Source organism: Streptomyces sp. NBC_00316 (assembly GCF_036158715.1).
Lineage (GTDB): Bacteria > Actinomycetota > Actinomycetes > Streptomycetales > Streptomycetaceae > Streptomyces.
The window spans coordinates 1,857,798-1,878,167 of the sequence record NZ_CP108023.1 but is presented as its reverse complement, the minus strand read 5'-3'; the positions used below and the strand labels follow the sequence as shown (position 1 = coordinate 1,878,167).

The 20,370-nt window shown below is 67.6% G+C and carries 16 protein-coding genes and 5 pseudogenes; 9 read left to right on the top strand and 12 right to left on the bottom strand.

Translation table 11 applies throughout. From position 1 onward, the window contains the following. Positions 1 to 39: 39 nt before the first annotated feature. Together OG878_RS08245 and OG878_RS08240 are read right to left on the bottom strand one after the other, a co-directional pair. The gene (locus OG878_RS08245) at positions 40 to 1,104 is read right to left on the bottom strand and encodes a lipoate--protein ligase family protein (protein ID WP_328891175.1); all 1,065 of its coding nucleotides are present in this window, start codon (positions 1,102 to 1,104) and stop codon (positions 40 to 42) included. 248 nt (positions 1,105 to 1,352) lie between these two features. Next, positions 1,353 to 2,021, bottom strand: coding sequence for a TerD family protein (locus OG878_RS08240; protein ID WP_328886167.1), 669 nt, complete (start codon positions 2,019 to 2,021; stop codon positions 1,353 to 1,355). Positions 2,022 to 2,279: 258 nt separating this feature from the next. Here OG878_RS08240 and OG878_RS08235 point away from each other — a divergent pair. The 3 genes and pseudogenes from OG878_RS08235 to OG878_RS08225 all read left to right on the top strand — a co-directional run bounded on the left by OG878_RS08235 (position 2,280) and on the right by OG878_RS08225 (position 3,950). Continuing rightward, positions 2,280 to 2,827, top strand: a pseudogene (locus OG878_RS08235) (hypothetical protein). 74 nt (positions 2,828 to 2,901) lie between these two features. Then, positions 2,902 to 3,399, top strand: a complete 498-nt coding sequence (locus OG878_RS08230; RefSeq protein WP_328886166.1) for a hypothetical protein — start codon at positions 2,902 to 2,904, stop codon at positions 3,397 to 3,399. A gap of 134 nt (positions 3,400 to 3,533) precedes the next feature. Beyond that, the gene (locus OG878_RS08225; protein WP_328886165.1) at positions 3,534 to 3,950 is read left to right on the top strand and encodes a CBS domain-containing protein; all 417 of its coding nucleotides are present in this window, start codon (positions 3,534 to 3,536) and stop codon (positions 3,948 to 3,950) included. Positions 3,951 to 4,333: 383 nt separating this feature from the next. Here OG878_RS08225 and OG878_RS08220 read toward each other — a convergent pair whose 3' ends face one another. The 4 genes and pseudogenes from OG878_RS08220 to OG878_RS08205 all read right to left on the bottom strand — a co-directional run bounded on the left by OG878_RS08220 (position 4,334) and on the right by OG878_RS08205 (position 7,160). Then, a complete protein-coding gene (locus OG878_RS08220) occupies positions 4,334 to 5,203 on the bottom strand; it encodes an SDR family oxidoreductase (protein ID WP_328886164.1) in 870 nt (289 codons plus the stop codon). Between the two features lie 80 nt (positions 5,204 to 5,283). Continuing rightward, a complete protein-coding gene (locus OG878_RS08215) occupies positions 5,284 to 5,514 on the bottom strand; it encodes a hypothetical protein (RefSeq protein ID WP_328886163.1) in 231 nt (76 codons plus the stop codon). Between the two features lie 374 nt (positions 5,515 to 5,888). Then, positions 5,889 to 6,113, bottom strand: a pseudogene (locus OG878_RS08210) (DUF5133 domain-containing protein); the annotation flags it as partial. Between the two features lie 510 nt (positions 6,114 to 6,623). After that, positions 6,624 to 7,160, bottom strand: coding sequence for a cysteine hydrolase family protein (locus tag OG878_RS08205; protein WP_328886162.1), 537 nt, complete (start codon positions 7,158 to 7,160; stop codon positions 6,624 to 6,626). A gap of 389 nt (positions 7,161 to 7,549) precedes the next feature. Between OG878_RS08205 and OG878_RS08200 the strand changes: the two genes are divergently transcribed. Further along, positions 7,550 to 7,675, top strand: a complete 126-nt coding sequence (locus tag OG878_RS08200; protein ID WP_328886161.1) for a hypothetical protein — start codon at positions 7,550 to 7,552, stop codon at positions 7,673 to 7,675. Between the two features lie 378 nt (positions 7,676 to 8,053). On the opposite strand, the gene ku is transcribed toward OG878_RS08200, so the two are convergent. The 4 genes and pseudogenes from ku to OG878_RS08180 form a co-directional block, all read right to left on the bottom strand. Then, a complete protein-coding gene (gene ku / locus OG878_RS08195) occupies positions 8,054 to 8,989 on the bottom strand; it encodes a non-homologous end joining protein Ku (protein ID WP_328886160.1) in 936 nt (311 codons plus the stop codon). Between the two features lie 590 nt (positions 8,990 to 9,579). Continuing rightward, positions 9,580 to 9,776 (bottom strand): annotated as a pseudogene (locus OG878_RS08190) (cation transporter); the annotation flags it as partial. Between the two features lie 75 nt (positions 9,777 to 9,851). Further along, complete coding sequence (locus OG878_RS08185) at positions 9,852 to 11,162, bottom strand: PP2C family protein-serine/threonine phosphatase (protein WP_328886159.1); 1,311 nt, start codon at positions 11,160 to 11,162, stop codon at positions 9,852 to 9,854. Positions 11,163 to 11,418: 256 nt separating this feature from the next. Next, the gene (locus OG878_RS08180; RefSeq protein ID WP_328886158.1) at positions 11,419 to 12,306 is read right to left on the bottom strand and encodes an SDR family oxidoreductase; all 888 of its coding nucleotides are present in this window, start codon (positions 12,304 to 12,306) and stop codon (positions 11,419 to 11,421) included. 688 nt (positions 12,307 to 12,994) lie between these two features. Between OG878_RS08180 and OG878_RS08170 the strand changes: the two are divergent. Then, a pseudogene (locus OG878_RS08170) lies at positions 12,995 to 13,523 on the top strand (FAD-binding oxidoreductase); the annotation flags it as partial. Between the two features lie 192 nt (positions 13,524 to 13,715). On the opposite strand, the gene OG878_RS08165 reads toward OG878_RS08170, so the two are convergent. Both OG878_RS08165 and OG878_RS08160 read right to left on the bottom strand, forming a co-directional pair. Beyond that, positions 13,716 to 14,387, bottom strand: coding sequence for an endonuclease (locus OG878_RS08165; protein WP_328886157.1), 672 nt, complete (start codon positions 14,385 to 14,387; stop codon positions 13,716 to 13,718). Positions 14,388 to 14,698: 311 nt separating this feature from the next. Then, positions 14,699 to 15,883 (bottom strand): zinc-dependent alcohol dehydrogenase, encoded by a 1,185-nt coding sequence (locus OG878_RS08160; RefSeq protein WP_328891174.1) that lies wholly within the window; start codon positions 15,881 to 15,883, stop codon positions 14,699 to 14,701. 720 nt (positions 15,884 to 16,603) lie between these two features. Between OG878_RS08160 and OG878_RS42220 the strand changes: the two are divergent. From OG878_RS42220 to OG878_RS08145, 4 genes and pseudogenes are all read left to right on the top strand, one after another. After that, positions 16,604 to 17,136 (top strand): annotated as a pseudogene (locus OG878_RS42220) (SRPBCC family protein). After that, positions 17,102 to 18,721: a phytoene desaturase family protein gene (locus OG878_RS08155; RefSeq protein ID WP_328886156.1), complete on the top strand. Its 1,620-nt coding sequence runs from the start codon at positions 17,102 to 17,104 to the stop codon at positions 18,719 to 18,721. The pseudogene OG878_RS42220 and the gene OG878_RS08155 overlap by 35 nt, the downstream one beginning before the upstream one ends. A 425-nt stretch (positions 18,722 to 19,146) precedes the next feature. Next, a complete protein-coding gene (locus OG878_RS08150) occupies positions 19,147 to 19,473 on the top strand; it encodes a plasmid stabilization protein (protein ID WP_328886155.1) in 327 nt (108 codons plus the stop codon). A 181-nt stretch (positions 19,474 to 19,654) separates the two neighbouring features. After that, the gene (locus OG878_RS08145; RefSeq protein ID WP_328891173.1) at positions 19,655 to 20,212 is read left to right on the top strand and encodes a hemerythrin domain-containing protein; all 558 of its coding nucleotides are present in this window, start codon (positions 19,655 to 19,657) and stop codon (positions 20,210 to 20,212) included. Positions 20,213 to 20,370: the final 158 nt, after the last annotated feature.

Here is a 20,370-nt window from a genome sequence, read left to right as displayed (position 1 = left end):
TGGCTGGAGTGACAGAGCCTCCGAGCGAGTCAGCAGCTGCTACGGCACTCGTGCTGTCCACTCTGGAGTGCCGAACTTGGTACGTACGAGTTCTTCCGCCTGTGCCAGTTCCTCGGGCGTCACTGCGCCCTGGGTGAGGCCGTGGCGCTTGCGGAAGGAGTCGATCATGTTGTCGATGACGACTTCGCGGGGCAGGCCGGTTTGCCGGCGGAGGGGGTCGACGCGTTTCTTGGCGCTCTTGGTGCCCTTGTCGGACATCTTTTCCTTGCCGATGCGCAGGACATCGAGCATCTTGTCGGCGTCGATGTCGTAGGACATCGTGACGTGATGCAGCACGGCGCCGGGTCCTCCGCCTGGGCCCACGATGCGCTTCTGGGCCGCTCCGGCGATCTTCCCGATGTCGGTCGCGATGTCGTTCAGCGGTTGGTACCAGGCTTTGATGCCCATGTCGCCGAGAGCTCCGAGGACCCAGTCGTCGAGGTAGGCGTAACTGTCCGCGAAGGAGAGGCCGGAAACGAGGGACTGGGGCACAGACAGCGAGTAGGTGATGGTGCTGCTCGGCTCTGCAAACATTGCCCCGCCTCCCGAGATGCGACGGACGACAGTGACACCGTGGCGCTCGATACCGGCCGGGTCGACTTCGTTGCGCAGCGACTGGAAGCTGCCGATGATCACGGCGGGAGAGTCCCACTCCCACACCCGTAGTGTGGGCGGGCGGCGCCCAGCGGCGACCTCGGTGGTGATGACCTCGTCAAGTGCCATGTGGAGTGCGGGGGACTGTGGGGCCTCGTGGATGAGCTGCCAGTTGTAGTCGTTCCACTCGGTGGCTTGTGCGAGGGCCCGGCGTACGGCGACGGCGACGCCCTCGGAGGTCAGCCCCAGCATCACGGTCGATGCTGGCAGTGCCGCGTCGATGCGGGCGGTGAGCCCGGCGGTGTCGGTGTTGGCGGGTGCGCCTTCCAGGGCCGCGTCGATGGCGAGGATGGCTTCGTCGGGTTCGAGGAAGAAGTCCCCGGCGACCCGTACGCTGCGCAAGGCACCGCCCTCGACGTCCAGATCGACCACGACGAGCTTGCCGCCGGGGACCTTGTACTCACCGTGCACAGCCATGCCTCCACAGACGCCCGACTCGCTTCGACCAATCCACTCCAACCACATGTAACCCAGATGCCATGCGGTTTAATCCGCACATTCACCGTGATGAACCTGTTGACCGGGGTCACACCAAAAGGAAAGCTCCAGTAACTGTCCGCCGGACTGAGTTCGAGCCTGGCGGTTCCTGCACCTCGGCCCCCACCCGCCCGCCTCGCCGTGCCTGACCCACGGACGTACTGGACCTTCGTCACCGTCGTTCACTCGGCGATGCGAACCCCGTATCCGCGTGGCATCGAGCCCATGGTCGTAGCCTGGCCGACAGCGCGCGCAGGCGCCAGATCGGACCCCTGCGGTAGATCTCCGCGAGCAGCATGGCGCGTTCGGTCGTTGCAGCGTCCGGGGTGGCCCGGGCGAATGGTGCCCGCTGCTGCCAGGGGCAGCGCCGATCCGGATTGCGCCGACCCTCCCGAAGGTGGCGGCGCCGTCGAGGGCAGCGGCGACGACGACCTTGCGCGTCGCGGGAGCGGTAGGGATCCCAGGTCGCCGGCGATGGTCTGTGCGGTCGGGTCGCCGGTGAGGAGCCGCACAATGCCGGCGGGGCTCTCCGGGGCACCGTAGAAGATGAAGTCCTCGTCGAAGGTGACCTGTTCGTCCTCGTCGAGGATGAAGGCGACGACGTTGATCTCGCAGTCGGCCCGCGGGGCCCAGCCGGCGGGTATGTCCCACTTCGGCGCGGGTGTGCGCTGCGGCGTGGGCAGGTCGATGCCGCCGCCCCTTGGCAGTACCTGCGGGTCCTGCGGCCGGACAGCCGTTGTGCCCTGGTCGGCGGCGGTCGGCGCGGTGAGCCAACGTGGGTCGTGTACGGGGAGTGCAAGGGCGGTGATGCGGTGGATGCGTCGGTCGTTCTCGCCGCCCGGCAGGAGCACGACGTCGGGGACGCCGACGGAAAGATTGACTGCTGCGGATACGCCCAGCTCGACGACGCGCGCCTAAGTGAGTACCCCGCGTGTCCCCTGTGTTCCCCTGCGCTGTCCCCGGTGGCGGGCGAGGTATTGGGGGCGTATGGCTGGTATGAGTGCGGTGGCCCGGTTCGGCATGGTGCGTGGGGCACGGAAATCGCCTCCCGGGCTGCCGCGCACTGGGGGGTGGTGGGATCTGAGCAGCGACATCAAGGGAGGCGTGCGATGTCGTCAGGAATTGTCATTGCGATCATTGTCGTGGTCGTCGTCATCGTCCTCGCGATCGCCTTGTGGATGGCAGTTCGTCGCCGCCATCTCAGGAACCGTTTCGGTGCCGAGTACGGGCGGTGGAATCCGAGGGTAGTCGCCGGTCAGCAGAAAGTGATCTGCGCGCCCGCGAGGAACGGCACGACGACCTCGATGTGAAGCCGCTGGCCTCGACCGCCCGTCAGCAGTACGCCCGGGACTGGAACGGCGTGCAGGAGCACTTCGTGGACCGTCCGCAGGAGGCGGTCGGTGAGGCGGACCAGTTGGTGACCCGGCTCATGAAGGAACGTGGCTACCCGACCGAGGGGTACGAGCAGCAACTGAAGGACCTGTCGGTCGAACACGGGCGCACGCTGGAGCACTACCGCGCCGCACACGAAGTCAAAGCACGCAGTGGCGGTCAGCAGACGACCACCGAGGAACTGCGGGGAGCCATGGTGCATTACCGCGCGCTCTTCGACGACCTGCTCACCAACGGCGACAGGCCGGGGCAGCAACGCGCTTGACCCGTGCCCCGTGCAGGCCGGCGGGCCACGGATCGAGGGCTCGCCCTGAACCGATTCGGATGAGGTGGACAAGCATGCAGCGTGAACACAGTGAAGCGGGCAGCCGCGGCGACACGACAGACATCGGCCTGAGCACCGAGGATCTCGCCCGGCCCCGGGAGGACCGCGCCGCAGATCGTGCAACACCATCGGCGACGGTGGGCGACGTTCCTCCGCGCACCGCGGACGCTGCTGGGGACGCCGCGTCCACAGAGCGGGCGGCGGGCACACCGGGCTCTTCGGCACCGGAAGAGGGCCAGGAGAACGAACCGCTTCTCGGGCCCGAAGAGGCCAAGGCCTTCCAGGCTAAATGGCAGGCCGTACAGACAGCCTTCGTCGATGATCCGCAGGACGCCGTCCGTACGGCCGACGCCTTGGTCGCCGAGGTCATGCAGACGTTGGCCCGGTCGTTCGCATCCCGCAAGGAAGGGCTCGAAAGCCAGTGGGGCCGGGGCGAGGAGGTCCTCACCGAGGACCTGCGCATAGCACTTCAGCGCTACCGCTCGTTCTTCAACCGCCTGCTCAGCACATGACCGTCCCGCTTCGCAGCCGCCCTCCCCGGATCAGCAGGGAGAGCGCCCCTGAGTGCCCGCCTTGCGATCTACGGGCCGCGGAAAGACCACGCACGAGCCCGAGCCGAAAATCCATCGGAAAGGAAGTACGTGTGATGACTACCGCGCGAGACATCATGACCCCGGACGCCGAGTGCATCGGCGCGGACGAATCTGCTCTCCTTGCCGCCCACAAGATGGCGGAACTGGGCGTGGGTGCTCTGCCTATCTGCGGAGCGGACGAACGTCTCAAGGGCGTACTCACCGACCGCGATATCGTGGTCAAGGTGCTTGCGGCGGACAAGGACCCCGCCGAGATCAAGGCAGGCGACCTGGCGCAGGGTGAAGCCGTCACGATCGGCGCGGACGACGATGCCTCGGAAATTCTCCGCACGATGAGCGAACACAAGGTGCGTCGACTGCCGGTCATCGACGGTCACACGCTGGTCGGAGTGGTCGCCCAGGCCGATGTCGCCCGAGCACTGCCCGATCCGGCCGTCGGCGACCTCCTTGAAACGCTTTCTACCGGCTGACCGCCCGCCGGACTGGCCAGCAGCACCACGTGCACTGAAGAATGTTCCACCAGGATCGGCGTGCGTTTCCACGCCCGCAGCCGTCCGTTCCGTGCGAAACAAGCGGGTGGGCGGATGTTGAGAGGGCGTGCCGAACCTGCCGTGATCCAAAGCTCGGCGAGGATCTGACCGTCAGCTGTACTTGCACCTGCTTGTCGAACATGGCCAGAAGGCGCATGAGGCCGGCGATGCCTCCGTATACGCGAGACACACAGCAGCCCGATGGTGCCGGGCGGGTTTCGGGCCTGTCCGGCACCGGGTGTTCCGACGAGGCCCGAGTTCTCGCGGCTTCGGCGAGTTCCCGGTCCCTCCGAGCAAGCCCAACAGCGTGCGCCGACCGGCCGTCAGACGTCCCGGCCGGTGGTTGCCGCCCGCCCACCCGGGCCCAGCAGGCCGGTCGCGGAAAACTGCGAGCCCATCAGTTCGCGCCGGGAGAGCCGGGTGACCAGCCCCGGCAGGAGCGCGCGGACTGCCTGCACGCTCCGCAGCCACCCGGGCACGTACACCGTCGGCGCGCGCCGCTCGACAGCGCTCACCAACGCCTCGGCTACCTGCCGGACCGGGTAGATCTTCCGGGCCGGAGGGGGCATGTGTGCCCGTAGCTCCCGCAGCACGGCATGCTGTTCGGCGCCGCGGATCATGTCCGTGTCGGTCCAGCCCAGATAGGCCGTTCCCACGCCGACCCCACAGGGAGCCAACTCGGCACGGAGCGAGTGGGCGAAGAACTCCACCCCGGCTTTGGAAGCGCAGTACGCGCTCATCATCGGTGCCGCACCGATCGACGCCAGGGACGCGATCTGGAGGTAGTAGCCGCGAGTGCCGAGCAGGTCGGGCAGGAACGCCCGGGCGGTGATGGAACTGCCCACGAGGTTGACCTCGATCACGCGGCGCCAGATGTCCGGGTCGGAGCCGGTGAAGGGCCCGCTGTCGGCGACCCCCGCGTTGGCCACTACGACGGAGGCGCGGCCCAGCCGGCTACGGACTGCCTCGGAGACCTCCGCCATCGCCGCGTCGTCTGTCACGTCCACGTGCCAGTAGTGCGATGCGGTGGGAAGGCTTGCGGCCACCTCGGCGAGCACCTCCTCCTCCAGCCCCAGCACGGCCACACGAGCACCGCGTTCGGCCAGCCGTCTGGCTACGGCTTCCCCCACGCCTCGGGCAGCGCCGGTCACCACAGCGATACGGCCTCGCAGAACATGCTTGTCAACGCCCACCGGAACTCCTCGACGCCAGTCGTGCAGAACCAGGCTCCTGGGCCCAGTCCTCATCTGCACATGCTTTCGGCCCGTCGGGGCTACCGCGACCGGACCGCTCTGAGTACCAGCTCGGCCTCGCCCGGGCCCAGCCGCCGTGCCAGTTCGCCGGTGGCGCGCCCACGAGCGGCTTCTTCCAGCAGCGGGGCAAGGGTTGCGCAGTCGCCATGCTCGGTGCGCAGACAGATCAGCCCTTCCGGGCCTCGTCGTACGTGTACGGCCGCGCCCTCCACCGCGTTCCACGGCCCGTAGCTCAGCACTTCCGGCTCCATCGTCGCCGCCCTCTCAGTCGGTGGGCAGCGCTTGGAGGAGGTCTCCTGCCTGTGGGTCGGACGGAGGTCGGGGGAGGTCCGCCTGGGCAACCAGCCCGACCGGACGGTGTCCGTCCCGCGCGGGAAGCCGTCGTGGCTTGGCTGCCGCCGTCGTGTGCGTCATTCTTGCCGGCGCCCCTTGACCCGTACCACCGCACCCGTGCCAGGGGGATCGTGGCTGGGTCACTCGCAGCCGGTCACCGGCGAAGTGCTTCGCCATCTCGGCCTGCCCCTGTCGCGGTGGCTGATTCAATCGGCTGCCGGGAAGTCGTGGCTGGCGCCATGCTCTGTTGAGCGTGGCCACCAGTTGCCGGTGTCGCGTCGGACGTTTCGCCGGCGCTCACAAGGGAGTCATCGTGCGGGCCGGCGCCGGGCAGTTGGTAGCGGGCGGCGATCAGGGCGGCATCGATGTCGCGGGTGCCCGTGGAGATGCACAGCGTGTACGCGACATCGTCCATCCGCTGTCGTACCTCCTCACCGCCGGCCTCGGCGTGCAGGAGCACCAGGGTCTCGTAGTTCTTTACGAGGTTCCGCAGTACCACGGGGTGGGCCACCAGCATGGTCTTTTCCTTCCTGGCCAACCTCTCTCGGGCAGGCACAGCACCTCGGCTACCCGGTCGCCGTGTCATCATGCCGCCCTGTGGTCGCGTGATAGTCCGGGAGTCGGCGCCTGGCGACCTGTGACGGCAGTCGACGTGAGCGCTCCAATGACCCCTGGAATTCACCCATTGCGGGCAGGAGTCCCCTTCCCGCAATGGGAGCTGGGTGTGCCCTCCCGCGTCGACCTGTTGGGCACCACCAGCCCCTCGGTGCTCATCTACGTGGTTGACTCCGGCCTTCCAACGCGGCGACCGGCATCCGGCGGGCGTCCTCGCGGAGGAGCTCGTCGATCACGGCGCCGGTCTCCGTGGAACCGTCGGCGTTCACTGGCTGAGCACGGGGGACCCGCGCTGCGAACGCGGGCCCACTCAGTGACTGGTCGATCAACCCCCCGGGAAGGTAACCCTGCACGCGCTCCCGGGGGAGCTGAATTGCTCGGCTCCCGCTCGTTCCAACGTGCCGCCCGGACGTCAGAACGCGACGGTACCCACGTTCCGGATCGAAGCGCCCATGTTGCGCTCCATCATGCGCAGAGCGGCCTTGGCGAGGTCCCAATGGATATGGGCCACAGCGTCCTCGGGGACGGTAACGCGTAGACGTCTGATATGTGCATCCAGTGCCGAATACAGAACACACTGCTCCGTCACCTGCCCGCAGAGTACAACATGGTTCACGCTCAATTGGGAAAGTAGATAGCTGAGCGGCGTCTCATAAAAGATGGAATGCCTGGCCTTGACGACGAACAAGGAATCGTCGTCCGGCAGCACGGGTGCGACCAGTTCGGCGTTCTTCCCGGCGAGAGTGGTTTTGATGATTTCCCCGTGATGGGATCGCCATTCGCCGAAATTATCGTTCACATAGATGACGGGAGTACCTTCGGAGCGAGCGCGTTCGATGAGGCGGGTGAGGTGGGGCAGCGCAGCGCGGACGGAGGGAACGAGCAGCTCGGCGTCGGGGTGATCGTACGTGTTGATCATGTCGATGACGATGAGAGCACTATTTCCCATGCTTCACCTTCTCACCCTGCCCCCGGGAACGCGCACGTGCCGAGGCCTCGGCATGGCGGGCGTCGACACGTTTCGCCCTCGCGGGAATCGCTTTCACGCCTTCGGGCGCCAACCCAATCCGATGATGCCCTGAGCCTCGGAAATTTCCTGCTCAGCGGCGGTATCGAGTGCACGGGGGTCGGTCACCCCAGCCCCTACGTGACGGCACAGTATCCCGCCGACGAAGGATGCAGCGGGACCAAGGCCAGTGCGGCACTTGCGGCCTTTCGTGCAAAGCGACTTTGCCTGAGGTGCCCTAGCTTGGGGAGGGCACGGATTCGTCCACACGAGGAGTCGTTATGACGCGGCGGAGCGGCAAGGACAAACTCCCAGGCAAGGCAAAGGAAGCCATGGGTAAGACGACTGGCGGCCGACACAAGGAGGCCGAGGGGACGACCAAGCGGACTGAGGACGAGATCAAGAAGCGGATGCGCGGCACCCAGGATCGCCCTCTTCCGCAAGAGCCGCCCGATTAGCCACAATGAGCGCATTGTTGCGCCCCGAGCTCCTGCCTGAGCGGTGGGGCTCGACCACACCCACGGCATTGCAATCGAAATGTGTGTCCGATCTGTCGTCCGGCTTGCCGCGCCTCCGCGCCTGCGGACGTGGCACGCCATGTGGGTGGCCTGCATTGACGCGGCCATTGCGGCGGCCGAGCAGCGGGAACGGGAGAAGCGGCAGGCGAGGAGCGTGGGCGTCGGTCGGCATCGCATCGAGGTCTACGTCGGCGGGTGATATGCCGCCGGGAAGGGGCAGCGGTCCATCAGCCGCGGGCAGGCGCTCGCCGCCCTCGCCGACGGATCGGGGCCTGCATGCGCTGCCGGCCCGACGCCGAGCTCGGGGTGCTTGGGTAGTCAGGCACTTCTCGGCTTCCGGCCGGCACTCTTCTTCGCCGCCGTCGCCGTCTTTTTCGTCGTGGTCTTCTTTGCTGCCACCTTCTTGACCGTCTTCTTTGCGGCCTTCTTGCGGGGTTTCATCTCGTGGACGGTGGCGTGTTCGCCGGACTCGCCGCGGGCTTCCTTGGCCTGCTTGACCGACGCGTTCAGGGCTGCCATCAGGTCGACGACCTGCCCGGGCTGCTGCTCCTCGCCCTCGGCCGGCTGCGGCGGTTCCTTGCCTTCGCTCTTCGCCTCGATGAGCTCTTCCAGTGCGTCCCGGTACGCGTCGCGGAATCCGGAGATGTCGTCGATGGTCATGCTGTCGGCGAGCTGCACGGCCTGCTCGATCTCTTTCTCGTCCAGCACGGGTTCCTTCGGGGCCAGCTCGGCCGGGTCGCGGATCTCGTCCGGCCACCGCATGGCGTGGAGGACGATGGCGTTGTCCCGCACCCGGAGCAGGCCCAGGCGCTCACGGTTGTGCCAGGCGAATTTGGCGATGGCGACCTTGTCGGACCGCTCCAGCGCCTGGCGCAGCAAGGTGTACGGCTTGGCGGCTACCTGCCCGTCGGCTGCCAGGTAGTAGCTGTCGCCGATCCGCACCGGGTCGATCGTGTCGGCATCCACGAAACCGACAATCTCGATCGCCTTGGCCGTGGGCAGCGGCATCTGGTCGAGCTCTTTATCGGTGACCGCAATGGTCTCGTCCTTGGTGAGCTCGTAGCCCCTACCGATCTCATCCTGCGACACGGCCTCGCCGTCGATCTCGCACACCTTCCGGGTACGGACCCGCCCCATGTCCGCCAGGTGAACCTGGCGGAAGTGGATCGAGTGATCCTCGGTAGCCGAAATCGCCTTGATGGGGATCGTGACCAGGCCAAAACTGATGGCGCCGCTCCAGATCGTCGACGGCATGCGCACCTCCAGGAACCACGCACGGTCTGTCGGGCAGCGGTCCAGGCCGCAAGGCGGGCATCTGGGCCACCCGTACACCGATCCACGTCCCGGACAGGGGCCCCACGCATCCCGGCCTAAGGGCTGTCCCGTAATCCCTGGTGGATCAGCGCGCGGCGTCAGATGCGGTGCATCGCAAGGCGGAGGGACGTCCGCATACTGGGCGTATACGGGCGTTCCGACAACGCGGCGAGGTGCCGTAGCTGTCGTCGTGCGCCCGCCAGGGGTTACGGGACAGCCCTTAGGGGCGAACCCCCCTCATAATTCCGCCCCCCTCCCGAGTCGGGGGGCGGATTGCCGTCCGGCCGTGGCCATCCGGGGGCGCATGTCCCGTTGGACCGGGCGACGCCCCTACCCAAGCAGCCCACGTTTCCCTCCCCAAACCTCCGTGGGCCATATGGCGGTACACCCCTGCTTGTCGGGCGGCGGTCCCGGCCGCCGCCAGGAGACATCGGGACCACCGCTCGTAAACACGATCTTCCTCCCGCGCCAGGCCCGCCGCATCCGGGCCAGCCGGGTGCGCCTGCCGTCGCCCCGGGGGCACCCTGGGCAGATGAAAGCTCCGCCCGGAAGTAGCGTTCCTTGCCGTATCCGAACGGGTGGCGCCGGTCCGCGGGCCGCCTGCTAGCCGCAGCAAGGCGAGCAGGAAGAGCTCATTGACGCTGTCGGCGACCGAGTGCGCGACTTCCGAGAGCAGCGCGGGGGATCCGGTGATCAGACCGCCCGCCGCCTTCGCGGCGGCGATCACACCGGATTCGCGGCCAGTATCGTCTCTGCGGAGAAACGGATGACTGGACTCGGAGACGGGTACTGGCGCCGTCAGTCAAGCTCCGTCGTCGTCAGCGGGCTGCTGGGCCCATGCGGAGGCGATCGTCTCCGGAGCGGTGGAGGGGGGCAGGCCCGCGAGTGCCTGCAGCTGGCTGGGCCGGTAGGGGGTGGGGCCGTGCCACTCCACGAGCATCACGGTGGCGTCGTCGTTGAGGCGGCCGTCGTGGTAATCCCGGTGGTGTGCGATGAGTCGGCGCAGGGTTTCTGGGACGGGGAGGTCGTCGGCGTGGTGGCGGACGAGGAAGTCGGTCAGGCCGTTGAGGCCGAATTCCTGTCCTTCTCGGTTGCGCTCTTCGGTGATGCCGTCGGTGTAGAGCAGCAGCCGATCCCTGGGTTCCAGCTGGTCGCGGCGGAGGGTGCCGGGCCGGTCCAGCCCGGTTCCCATAGGGGGAGCGGGCGGGCAGGACAGGTGCACGAGGGTCCGGTGGCCGCGGATGACGACCGGGGGGTGGTGACCGTAGTTCGTCCAGGTCAGCACGCCGGTGGCCAGGTGAAGGTCGGCCAGAATGCCCGTGGCGTAGCGGCTGCCCGCAAATTGCTCGGTCAGGGTCTCACCGACGCCTTCCGCTGTCTGCAGAAGGTCAGCGCCTTGGCGGCGGTAATTGCGAGCGGCCGCCACCGCAAGGTTCGCGGTCAATCCGGCGGCGGTGTCGTGTCCCATGGCGTCGAAGACGGATAGATGCACTGTCTCGCCGGTCAGGGCGTAGTCGAAGGCATCCCCGCTGACTTCGTAGGCCGGTTCCATGATCGCGCTGACCAAGACGCGGTCGGTGGCGAAAGTCCGCGGTGGCATCAGCTGCCATTCCATCTCTGCCGCTACTTCCATCCTCCGGCGGCGGACCAACCGGGAGTATGAGTCGCTCGTGTCACGCTTGCTCACCAGAAGGAGGGCGACCAATCCGGCGAGCATATTCAGATCCTCATCCGCCTCGACCTGTGCGCCTGGCACGCCGACCCGGAGCACACCCAGACGCTCGGTGCCGTCCAGTAGCGGGACCCACCACTGACCCTTCGCAGAAGCCGTGGTCGGAAAGACCTTCCCCCGTTGGAAGGCCCGCCCCGCCACGGTCGCTTCAACCGACAACTCAGCCGGCACGTCGGCGCTACCGGGGCCGACGTCAACGTCGCCCGCCAGCAGGTGCAGCCGATCCTGTTGCAGATCGGCCAGATAGATCAGCACCTGAGGCCAGCCCACCCGGGCGGCGTGTGATGCCACCGCGCCAGGCAGCTGCTCCAAGGTCATCAGATGACTCGCAGCGATCAGCTCCGCCAGAACCCGTGCACGCGCCGCTTCCGCGCTGTTCATCGACGAACACCTTTCTCAACGGCCGAGGCACCGCGATACTGACGGCGCCATCAGCTCCTTTCCGGCTTCGGCGCTGCGCGTTCGCCAGCGCGGCACCGAGCCCTCTCCGATAGCCGAGTCGCCTTTATCTGGGACGGTGTCCGTCAGTACGACTCTCTGATTTCTGGAAGACGTCTATCGGCCGAGGCGGCGGTGCGGGCGCTGGCGCATCGGGGCGGGGCGCGGTCAGGATGTCCACGTCTTTCCTGCAAGGTGGTCAGGGGAGCGGTGTACCGCCAGTGGCATTCATGATCTCCCCGGTGATGTAACTCGCGGACGCAGAGGCCAGGAAGACGTAGCAGGGTGCCATTTCCGCTGGCTGCGCAGCCCTACCGAGTGGGCTTTGTTTCCCGAATTCCTTGGTGTCGGGCATGGTGGCGGGAATGAGGGGGGTCCACACGGGTCCCGGGGCCACGGCGTTGACACGAATGCCCTCGGACGCCAGCATTTGAGCGAGACCCTGGGTGAAGGTGACGATTGCACCCTTTGTCATGGCGTAGTCGAGCAGGTGCGGGCTGGGTTTGTACGCCTGGACCGAGGTCGTGTTGATGATCGAACCGCCTGCCGGGATGTGGGGCAGGGCCATCTTGCAGAGCCAGAACATCCCGTACAGGTTGGTGCGTACGACGCGATCGAATTGCTCGGTAGAGATGGCCGTGATCCCGTCGGGCTGTGACATCTGGTAAGCGGCGTTGTTGACCAGGATGTCGATCTGCCCGAACTCCGAAACCGCCTTTTCGGCGAGGGCGCGGCACTGTTTCTCGTCCCGGATGTCGCAGGCCACGGTCACGGCCCGACGCCCCGCCTCTTCGACCAGTCGGGCCGTCTCGCGGGCCTCCCCTTCCTCGGAGGTCAAGTAGGTGAACAGCACATCGGCGCCTTCCCTGGCATAGGCCAGAGCAACGGCGCGGCCGATACCGGAGTCGCCTCCGGTGACGACCGCCTTGCGATCCGACAGGAGGCCCCTACCCCTGTACGAGTTCTCGCCGTGGTCGGGCGGCGGATCCATCGGAGCGGTCGAGCCGGGATGCTCCTGGTCCTGCTGGGGAAAGTCAGGTTGCGGGTACCTGCTGGTCGGATCCTGGGGGCGTTCGGACTCACTCATGGCTTCTCCGTGTTCCTTGTCGCTGGCCCGTCACAGGAGACTGCGTGACCACGCTTCCTTGGGCCCAGGAAAGCGGCAGTCACCTTCACGTAGCTGTGACTCTGTGGTTCAGCGCTCGGACTGGTGACTCGTGGGAGATCCGGCAGGCGATCAGCGGTGCTGGCCACGCCATGCTCGCCGGTAAACATTTCGTCGCGAGAGCGTGGCGGGGCAATCCTGCTCGCCTCTCACTCAGGCTGCTGCCCCGGTTGTCGTTACGCATCCCGTACCGTCACTCCTGGTCACGCTAGTTCTGTGGGGTACCCACCTGGCCTCTCGAAAAGTCCATTGGGATCCCGGGCGGGGGGCACGCACATTCTTGGCCTGGCCCATTCCGCTGTTCTTCCTGGGCCACCGTGTGATGACGCGAGGCCCACGCCTGCGGGCTGCGCTCGTGCGCCTGCGCATCGAAACGACCGTGCGCGCCGAAGTCGTGGCCCTCCGGGCCGCTGTCCGCGGGTGCCCGTTCTCGCCTCATCATGGGGCCTCGAGTACCCCGAGAGTGTGCTTTGTATCGGCTACCCGAGTGAGTCCCCGCGAACCACTGGTGGTTCGTCGCGCGCGGAAACGTCAGGGAACGCAGCGTTCGGGCACGCGTGTACTGGGGCGGCACGAGGCCGCTCCGCCCGGCGGCGAGAGGGTGGCGTGCATGGTGCGGGGAGTGAAGACGCCGGGGCCTGACCTGGACACGGCTGCGCTGGAGCGGGTGCTGCGCGAGCGGGTCCACGGTGAGGTGCGCTTCGACGTGGGCACCCGAGGCGCGTACGCCGCCGACGGCTCCAACTACCGCCAGATGCCGATCGGCGTCATGGTCCCGAGGAGCCTGGATGCCGGCGCCGAGGCCGTCGTGGTGTGCGCCCGCTTCGGCGCGCCGGTGCTCTCCCGGGGCGGCCGCACGAGTCTGGGTGGCCAGTGCATCAATGCGGCCGTGATCGTCGACTGGACCAGTACTGAGACCGTCTCGTCTCGGTCGACGCGGAGCGCCGCACCTGTGTGGTCGAGCGCGGCATCGTTCTGGACGAGCTCAACGGCCGGCTGTCCGGGTACGGGCTGAAGTTCGGCCCCAAGCCCTCCACGCACAGCCACTGTTCGCTCGGCGGGACGATCGGCAACAACTCCTGCGGGCCTCGGCACAGTCCTACGGCAAGACCGTGGACAACGTGCGCCGTCTGGAGATTGGAGTGGTTCCACGACCACGTGCGCATCGTGGAGTTGCTCTTCGAGGGCACCCTCGACCCGGCCGGCGGCGCGATCACCCCCGGCATCACCGGGACACCCGGGCACGGACTGACGTTCCGGTCAAGCCGGCGGAGAGGTACCGGGTGGCCTGAAGGACGAGGCCCCGATCGTGCACCACCGCGCGCCGTCGTTCATCTCTGCGCCTGCACGACCTCGTCGACGACCTGCCTGTCGAGCGCTGCCCTGACCAGCGCCGCCGCGAAGACAGCGTGAGCCTCCCGCGGCACCAGAGCGGCCAGTGCCTTCGGCTTCTCGGGCAGCCCGAGCCGTCGGGCACCGTCGAGAGCCTTGCGGTCGAACAGCGGACTCACCTCCGGCCAGACCGCCTGCACCTCGCGCAGGAAGATGTCCACGCCGACCGGGCCGAGCCCCGGGATCCGGCGCAGGGCCCGGCGCAGTTCGTCCGGGTCCTTGCTCGCCTCGTCGCGCAGTCGCCGCAGGTCTCCGCCGTAGCGGTCGAGCAGTAGTTGCGCGCCCTCACCGAGTTGCGTCGCGGTCCGTTCGTCGTACCGGCGGTAGTGGCCCTTGCCGAGCGCGTCCACCCGCTGCTGCCAGGTCGCCTCGCACATCCGGCGAGGGCTCCGCATTCCGGCCGTGAAGAGTTCGTGCGCGGCGGCGGTGGCAACGGACGCCTTGATTCTGGCGCTGAGCAGGCAGGCCGCCACCAGCGCCTGGTACAGCGGCTGTGGGGTGTTCTTCATCTTGATGCCCGCGTCCTCGGCATAGGTGTGGCCCTCGGCCTGCAGGAGAGCCTCGACCGTTGCGCGGTCCTTTGCCTTGCCATGGTGGGTGGGCCCGGCCATCCGTGATCACCTTCCCGGGAGCGCTTGGAAGGAAGTCGGCCGTCCTGCGTGGGCGCGACCCGAGTGCGTCGGAGAGGGCCTACGCGGAGCCAACCTTGACGCCACGCCCGTGCGCCGTCCGTAGGCGTGGCACCGCTCCTCAGTCCACGCTACTCGGGCTCACCCCCGCTTACGTCCCGCGGCCCCGGGACAGCCTCCTGTGCCCGCGAGACGGCGTCCTTGCGGCCCTCCGCCCTCGCGGACTCGGGCACGCAGTCGGTCATTCCCTGAATTCCACACCGACGCCGAGAGTGACGTCCCCAGCGTCTCATTCAAGGGGTGAAGAGGACCTTGACCGTACCGTCCTGCTTCTTCTGGAACATGTCGTATGCCTCTGGTGCTTGGGTCAGCGGCAAACGGTGAGTGGCGAAGTCGTCGACGCCCAGAGGGTCTGCGTCGGTCAGGAGCGGCAGGAGGTCGTCGACCCAACGCCATACGTTGGCCTGACCCATGCGTAGCTGCACCTGCTTGTCGAACATGGTCAGCAGGGGCAGGGGGTCGGTCATGCCCCCGTATACGCCGGACAGCGAAATGGTGCCACCCCGCCGGACTAGGTCGATGGCCAGATACAGGGCGGAAAGGCGGTCGACGCCTGCACGTTCCATGATCTTGGCGGCCAGTGCGTCCGGAAGAAGTGTGGTGAGGTTCTGCATGCCCTTGGCCACGGGTGCGCCGTGCGCTTCCATGCCGACAGCATCGACGACGGAGTCGGGGCCACGGCCGTCCGTGAGGTCGCGAACGGCTTCGCCGATGTTCTTGCCGTGTTCGTTGAGGTCGAGGGTGTGAACCCCGCGGGCGTGTGCCCGCTGCAGCCTCTCCGGCACCAGATCGATCCCGATGACCCTTCCGGCGCCGCGATGGGCGGCGATACGGGTGCACATGTCACCGATGGGTCCCAGGCCGAGTACTGCCACAGTGCCACCTGGAGGCACAGCCGCATACTCGACTGCTTGCCATGCGGTGGGCAACACGTCGGACAGGTAGACAAACCGCTCGTCCGCAGGGCCGGGAGGTACAGCGATGGGAAGGGTGTTCCCGAAAGGCACGCGCAAGAATTCTGCCTGCCCGCCAGGAACTTGCCCATAGAGCTTGGTGTAGCCGAAGAGGGCCGCACCGTTGCCATGTTCCCTGACCTGCGTGGTCTCGCACTGAGACTGCAAACCCTGGTTACACATGAAGCACGTGCCGCACGAAACGTTGAAGGGAACAACGACCCGGTCTCCGGGGCGCACCCCGGTAACCTCCGCGCCGACTTCCTCGACGATGCCCATCGGCTCGTGGCCCAGAATGTCGCCGACGCCGAGGAACGGACCGAACAGCTCGTACAGGTGCAGGTCGGAGCCACATAGACCCGTAGTCGTCACCTTGATGATCACGTCAGTCGGGTCCTGGATGACGGGGTCCGGTACCGTGTCGATCCGCACGTCCCGCTTGCCGTGCCAAGTCAATGCCTTCATAGATGTGCCTCCTTCAGTCGAACTCTCGTGTTGACCGGATCCGCGCTCGGCCATGTTGCGGTGCGCCTGGGCGTTGGGCGTGTCGGGCAGTGCCTTGCTGACCAGGCCTGGCGCCTTGGCCCTGGCGGAGCCTGCGACGATCTTGTTCACACCTCCCGGACACGCGGCACTGCAGCGTGCGTGCGGGCGCGGTCCTCGGCGGGGATGGCGAGATCGATGCTGCGCTGCAGAGTTGCCGCGCGGAGCAAACTCCACGCCGGGGGGCGCGAGCGTGTACGGCTATCCGTTTCCTTGTCCCGCCGCGACGAGCGTAGGCATGCCGCCGCCTCCGTTCGCGGACCGACGCGCACGGCGGCGCCTCAGGCTCCAGAGCTGAAGAAACGAGCCCTCCGCCTGCCCGCGTGCATACGCCTGAAAGTCGGCCGAAGTGCGTGCGGCGAATGAGGTATGGATCTGCTGGTGCCCCCAGAGAGGGCACCCCTGGAGCGGCCCGACATCCGAGGCGTTCCAGGAACACCCAAGCAGCGGAAGACCGTGCTGGAAAGAACTGCCGACGCATTCGTTTCGGGTGTGGTGCGGGGAGCTTTCGCGGTCGCCGTCACCCGGTGCGGTGTCCGGCAGGCGGCGGATCCTTCGGACGCCTGCGAGAGTGAACAGGAGTGAGGCCCGGCGCGCGGGCGGGTGCTGTTGGTTGGCGTTTCGACGAGGGCTGGAGGACCGATGGCCGTCCGACACCGACTGATCGAACGCTCCGTTGAGGACGTCTGGGCGGTTCCTCGCGGACGGCACGCGCTACAGCGACTGGGTAGACGGCGCCTCCGATTCGCGGCCCACGGCCGCGGTCGGCTCCAGCATCACGTACACGGTTCGGCTGCGGCCGTGGTCGGCGTCGGGAAGCACCATCGTCCGGCGTTGCGAGGCACCCGGCGTGCTGGAAACTGGGGGCCGACCGCGGATGGCTCGGCACCGCACGGATTGCCATCGAGGTACGGAGGCGGGGCGAGAACGCCTTGGTGAACATCGACGAACACCCGCTGCGCGGGTGGGCTTGGATGCCCCACAACACTGCGGTGGACGCGCTTATCCAGCTGCGTCACGGCAGCATGCTCGCCCGCCGTGGAGAAAACTCCGAATCACACGCACGAACCGCTCTGACAGACGACGAGCTGCTACCTGAGGGGGCCCGAAGAGCGACAACGAGAACGCCAGGAGGTAACGATGCCGGACGCGGTGGTCATCGGCGCGGGTCCTAATGGTCTCGTCGCGGCGAATCTGCTCGCCGAATCAGGATGGAGCGTTGAGGTCCTGGAGGCGCAGCCGGAACCGGGCGGCGCGGTCCGCAGCGATCGGGGCGTCCATCCCGACTACGTGAGCGACCTGTTCAGCGCTTTCTATCCGCTCGCCGCCGCCTCCCCGGTCCTCGCAGGTCTTGAGCTTCAGGAAGAGGGACTCAGCTGGAGCCGCGCCCCGCGTGTGCTGGCGCACCCGCTGCCGGACGGCCGGTGCGCCGTTCTCGAACGCCGGGCCGAGGACACGGCCGCGGGCATGGACACGTTCGCAGCGGGCGACGGTGCCGCCTGGCTCGACCTGTGCGCCACGTGGAATCGCTTCGGCCCCGACATTTTGGGCGCCCTCTTCACTTCCTTCCCGCCCATCCGGTCCTCCGTCCGTCTCGCCGCCAGGCTCCGGGCAGCCGGCGGCCTCCGGCTGGCACGGACCCTGCTGTTGCCCGCCCGTCGCCTGGGGGAGGAGGAGTTCCGCGGCGAGGCCGGCCGGTTGCTGCTCGCAGGCAATGCGCTCCACGCGGACCTCGGTCCCGAAGCGGCGGGCAGTGGAGGCTTCGGGTGGCTGATGTCCATGCTCGGACAGACTTACGGCTTTCCCGTGCCGGTCGGCGGAGCCGGGGCGCTCACGGCGGCCTTGGTGCGGCGACTGGAGCGGCACGACGGAGTGGTCCGCTGCGGGGAGCGCGTGAAGGAGGTCGTCGTACGTGGCGGACGGGCCGTGGGTGTACGCACCGCGCAGGGTGAGTCGGTACCGGCGTTCCGTGCTGTACTCGCCGACGTGTCCGCACCGGCGCTGTACGGCGAATTGGTCGACGCAAGACATCTCCCTGACCAGCTGCTGAGCGATCTGCGCCGGTTCCAGTGGGATTTCGCGACCTTCAAGGTCGACTGGGCGCTGAACGGCCCCGTGCCCTGGACTGCTGCGGAGGCAGCCGCGGCGGGGACGGTCCACCTGGCCGACGGGGTCGACGGTCTCACTCGCTTCGCCGCTCAAATTGCGACAGGCCGGGTGCCCGACCGTCCTTTCCTCCTCTTCGGTCAGATGACCACTGCCGACGCCACGCGCTCTCCGGCCGGCACAGAATCGGCTTGGGCCTACACCCACCTTCCGCATCGGATCAAGGGTGATGCGGGCGAGGACGGGTTGACCGGAAGCTGGGACCGGCGGGAACAGGAAGCCATGGCGGACCGCATGGAGAACGAAGTCGAACGCTGGGCGCCGGGATTCCGATCCCGCATCACATCCCGTCGCCTTCTCGCGCCGCCCACGCTGGAGTCCATGGACGCCAACCTGCGCGGCGGCGCGATCAACGGCGGAACCGCAGCGGCCCACCAGCAGCTGGTGTTCCGGCCAACGCCCGGCACCGGCCGGCCCGAGACACCGGTGAAGGGCCTGTACCTGGCCTCGGCCGCCGCTCACCCCGGCGGCGGTGTGCACGGTGTCCCTGGCGCCAACGCGGCCCGCGCGGCGCTGCGAGGCCGGGCCGCTCGCCGCCCCCGCTCGGCCTGCAGGCCGTGGAGTATCCGTGCCGAGCGGAACACCGGGGAATAGCGCCCCAGCCGGGGCAAGCCCGGCCCCTTGTCACCGCGCATGTCGGGCTTGTGCCCCCAGCGCGGCAGGGGCAGGGCTGATCACCCCGTGGGTGGCCGTCACCTCATCCGCGGCACCCAGAACCGCTGGGCGGGTGCGGAGGTCCTAGCCATGCCGCTACCGGCAATTCCATGACTTCAGTCTGCGCCGACGGATGGTGCCAGAGCGGTTGGCCCCTGGCGGCAGTAGCCAGAATCCGCGCCGCTGCAGGACACCGTTTGCTCATGCCGTAGGTCCGTGTGCTGTTCCGGGTGGCATGTCGGGCGTGGGGAGGGTATGCGTGGAGTGCGCGCGGCGGGCCCTGTAACAGAGCCGGGCGGCGCGAAAGCCGCCTTCCGGGCTGCGCGCAGGTTCGGATAGGGGCCATGCGAGGAATGGAGTGTGTGATGCCGGCGGGATCGAGTCGTAAGCGGGAGCGGCAGTACGAGCACATCAAGGAGAGTGCCGAGAAGCGAGGTGTTTCCGAGGGGCGTGCGAAGGAGATTGCCGCGCGCACGGTCAACAAGGAGCGGGCCCGGTCCGGGGAGGCCAAAACGGCCAGCAAGACCTCAACCCGTGATCCGAAGTCTGCCTCGCAGCGTGGTGGTGAGCGGTCCCATCGTGGAGCGCAGGGGCCCACGAAGGACCAGCTGTACGAGGAGGCGAAGAAGAAGCACGTCGAGGGCCGCTCGACGATGAACAAGGAGGAGCTGCGCAAAGCGCTCGGTCACTGACATCGCACGGTCCGCCGCGCAGGCATCCTCCCGGGGGCCGGCCGATGGCGGCGACGAACGATCCCGGATGACGGCAACAGGGCCGTCAGATGGGCGGATATCTGTTTCGCGGGTCCGGGAACGCGCTTACGTGCGCGCCCGGATCAGGCACGCGCATTGGGAGCGGAAGGTGGTATGTGTCATGGGACATGGCGGTGATGTCATCGATGAGCTGACGGCAGACCACCGTGAGGTGGACGAACTTTTCGACCGGATCGAAGCGGTTCCGGCGCGAGGCTCGGAGCGCAGACGGCTGCTCGACCAGCTGACCATTGAGCTGGTACGGCACGCAGTCGCAGAGGAGCAGCACCTGTATCCGGTGGTGCGTGAGCATGTCCCGGGCGGGGATGCGCTGGCCGACAAGGAGATCGCCGACCACAGCCGTGTCGAACGCCTTCTGAAAGATCTTGAGGGGATGGACGCGGACGATCCCGAACTCATCCACCTGTTCGTCAAACTCCGCACCGAGGTCCGCGCCCACGTCCAGGACGAGGAAGGCAATCTGTTCATACAGCTCCGTGCGGTTTGTGGTCCAGAGGTTTTGGACCTCCTGGGACAGGAGGTCCGTATGGCGAAGGAGACTGCTCCTACTCGCCCCCACCCCGGCGCCCCGAGCTCCCCGCTGGCCAGCAAGATCCTTTCTCCTGGGCTGGGGCTGGTCGATCGTGTCCGAGACTTCGTCACCGGCCGCGGCGAATGACCTCACACCGCTGACGCGTAACCCGAACGCTCCTGGACCGGCCAAGCGCGCTCGATCCGTGGCTCCAACCACCCCGACAGCGCCCAGGCCGCCAGCAGCGCCGCCGCGACCGCCTTAAAGCAAGGGTGGGTTCTGCCTCTGCCCCGTCGAGCTTGTCA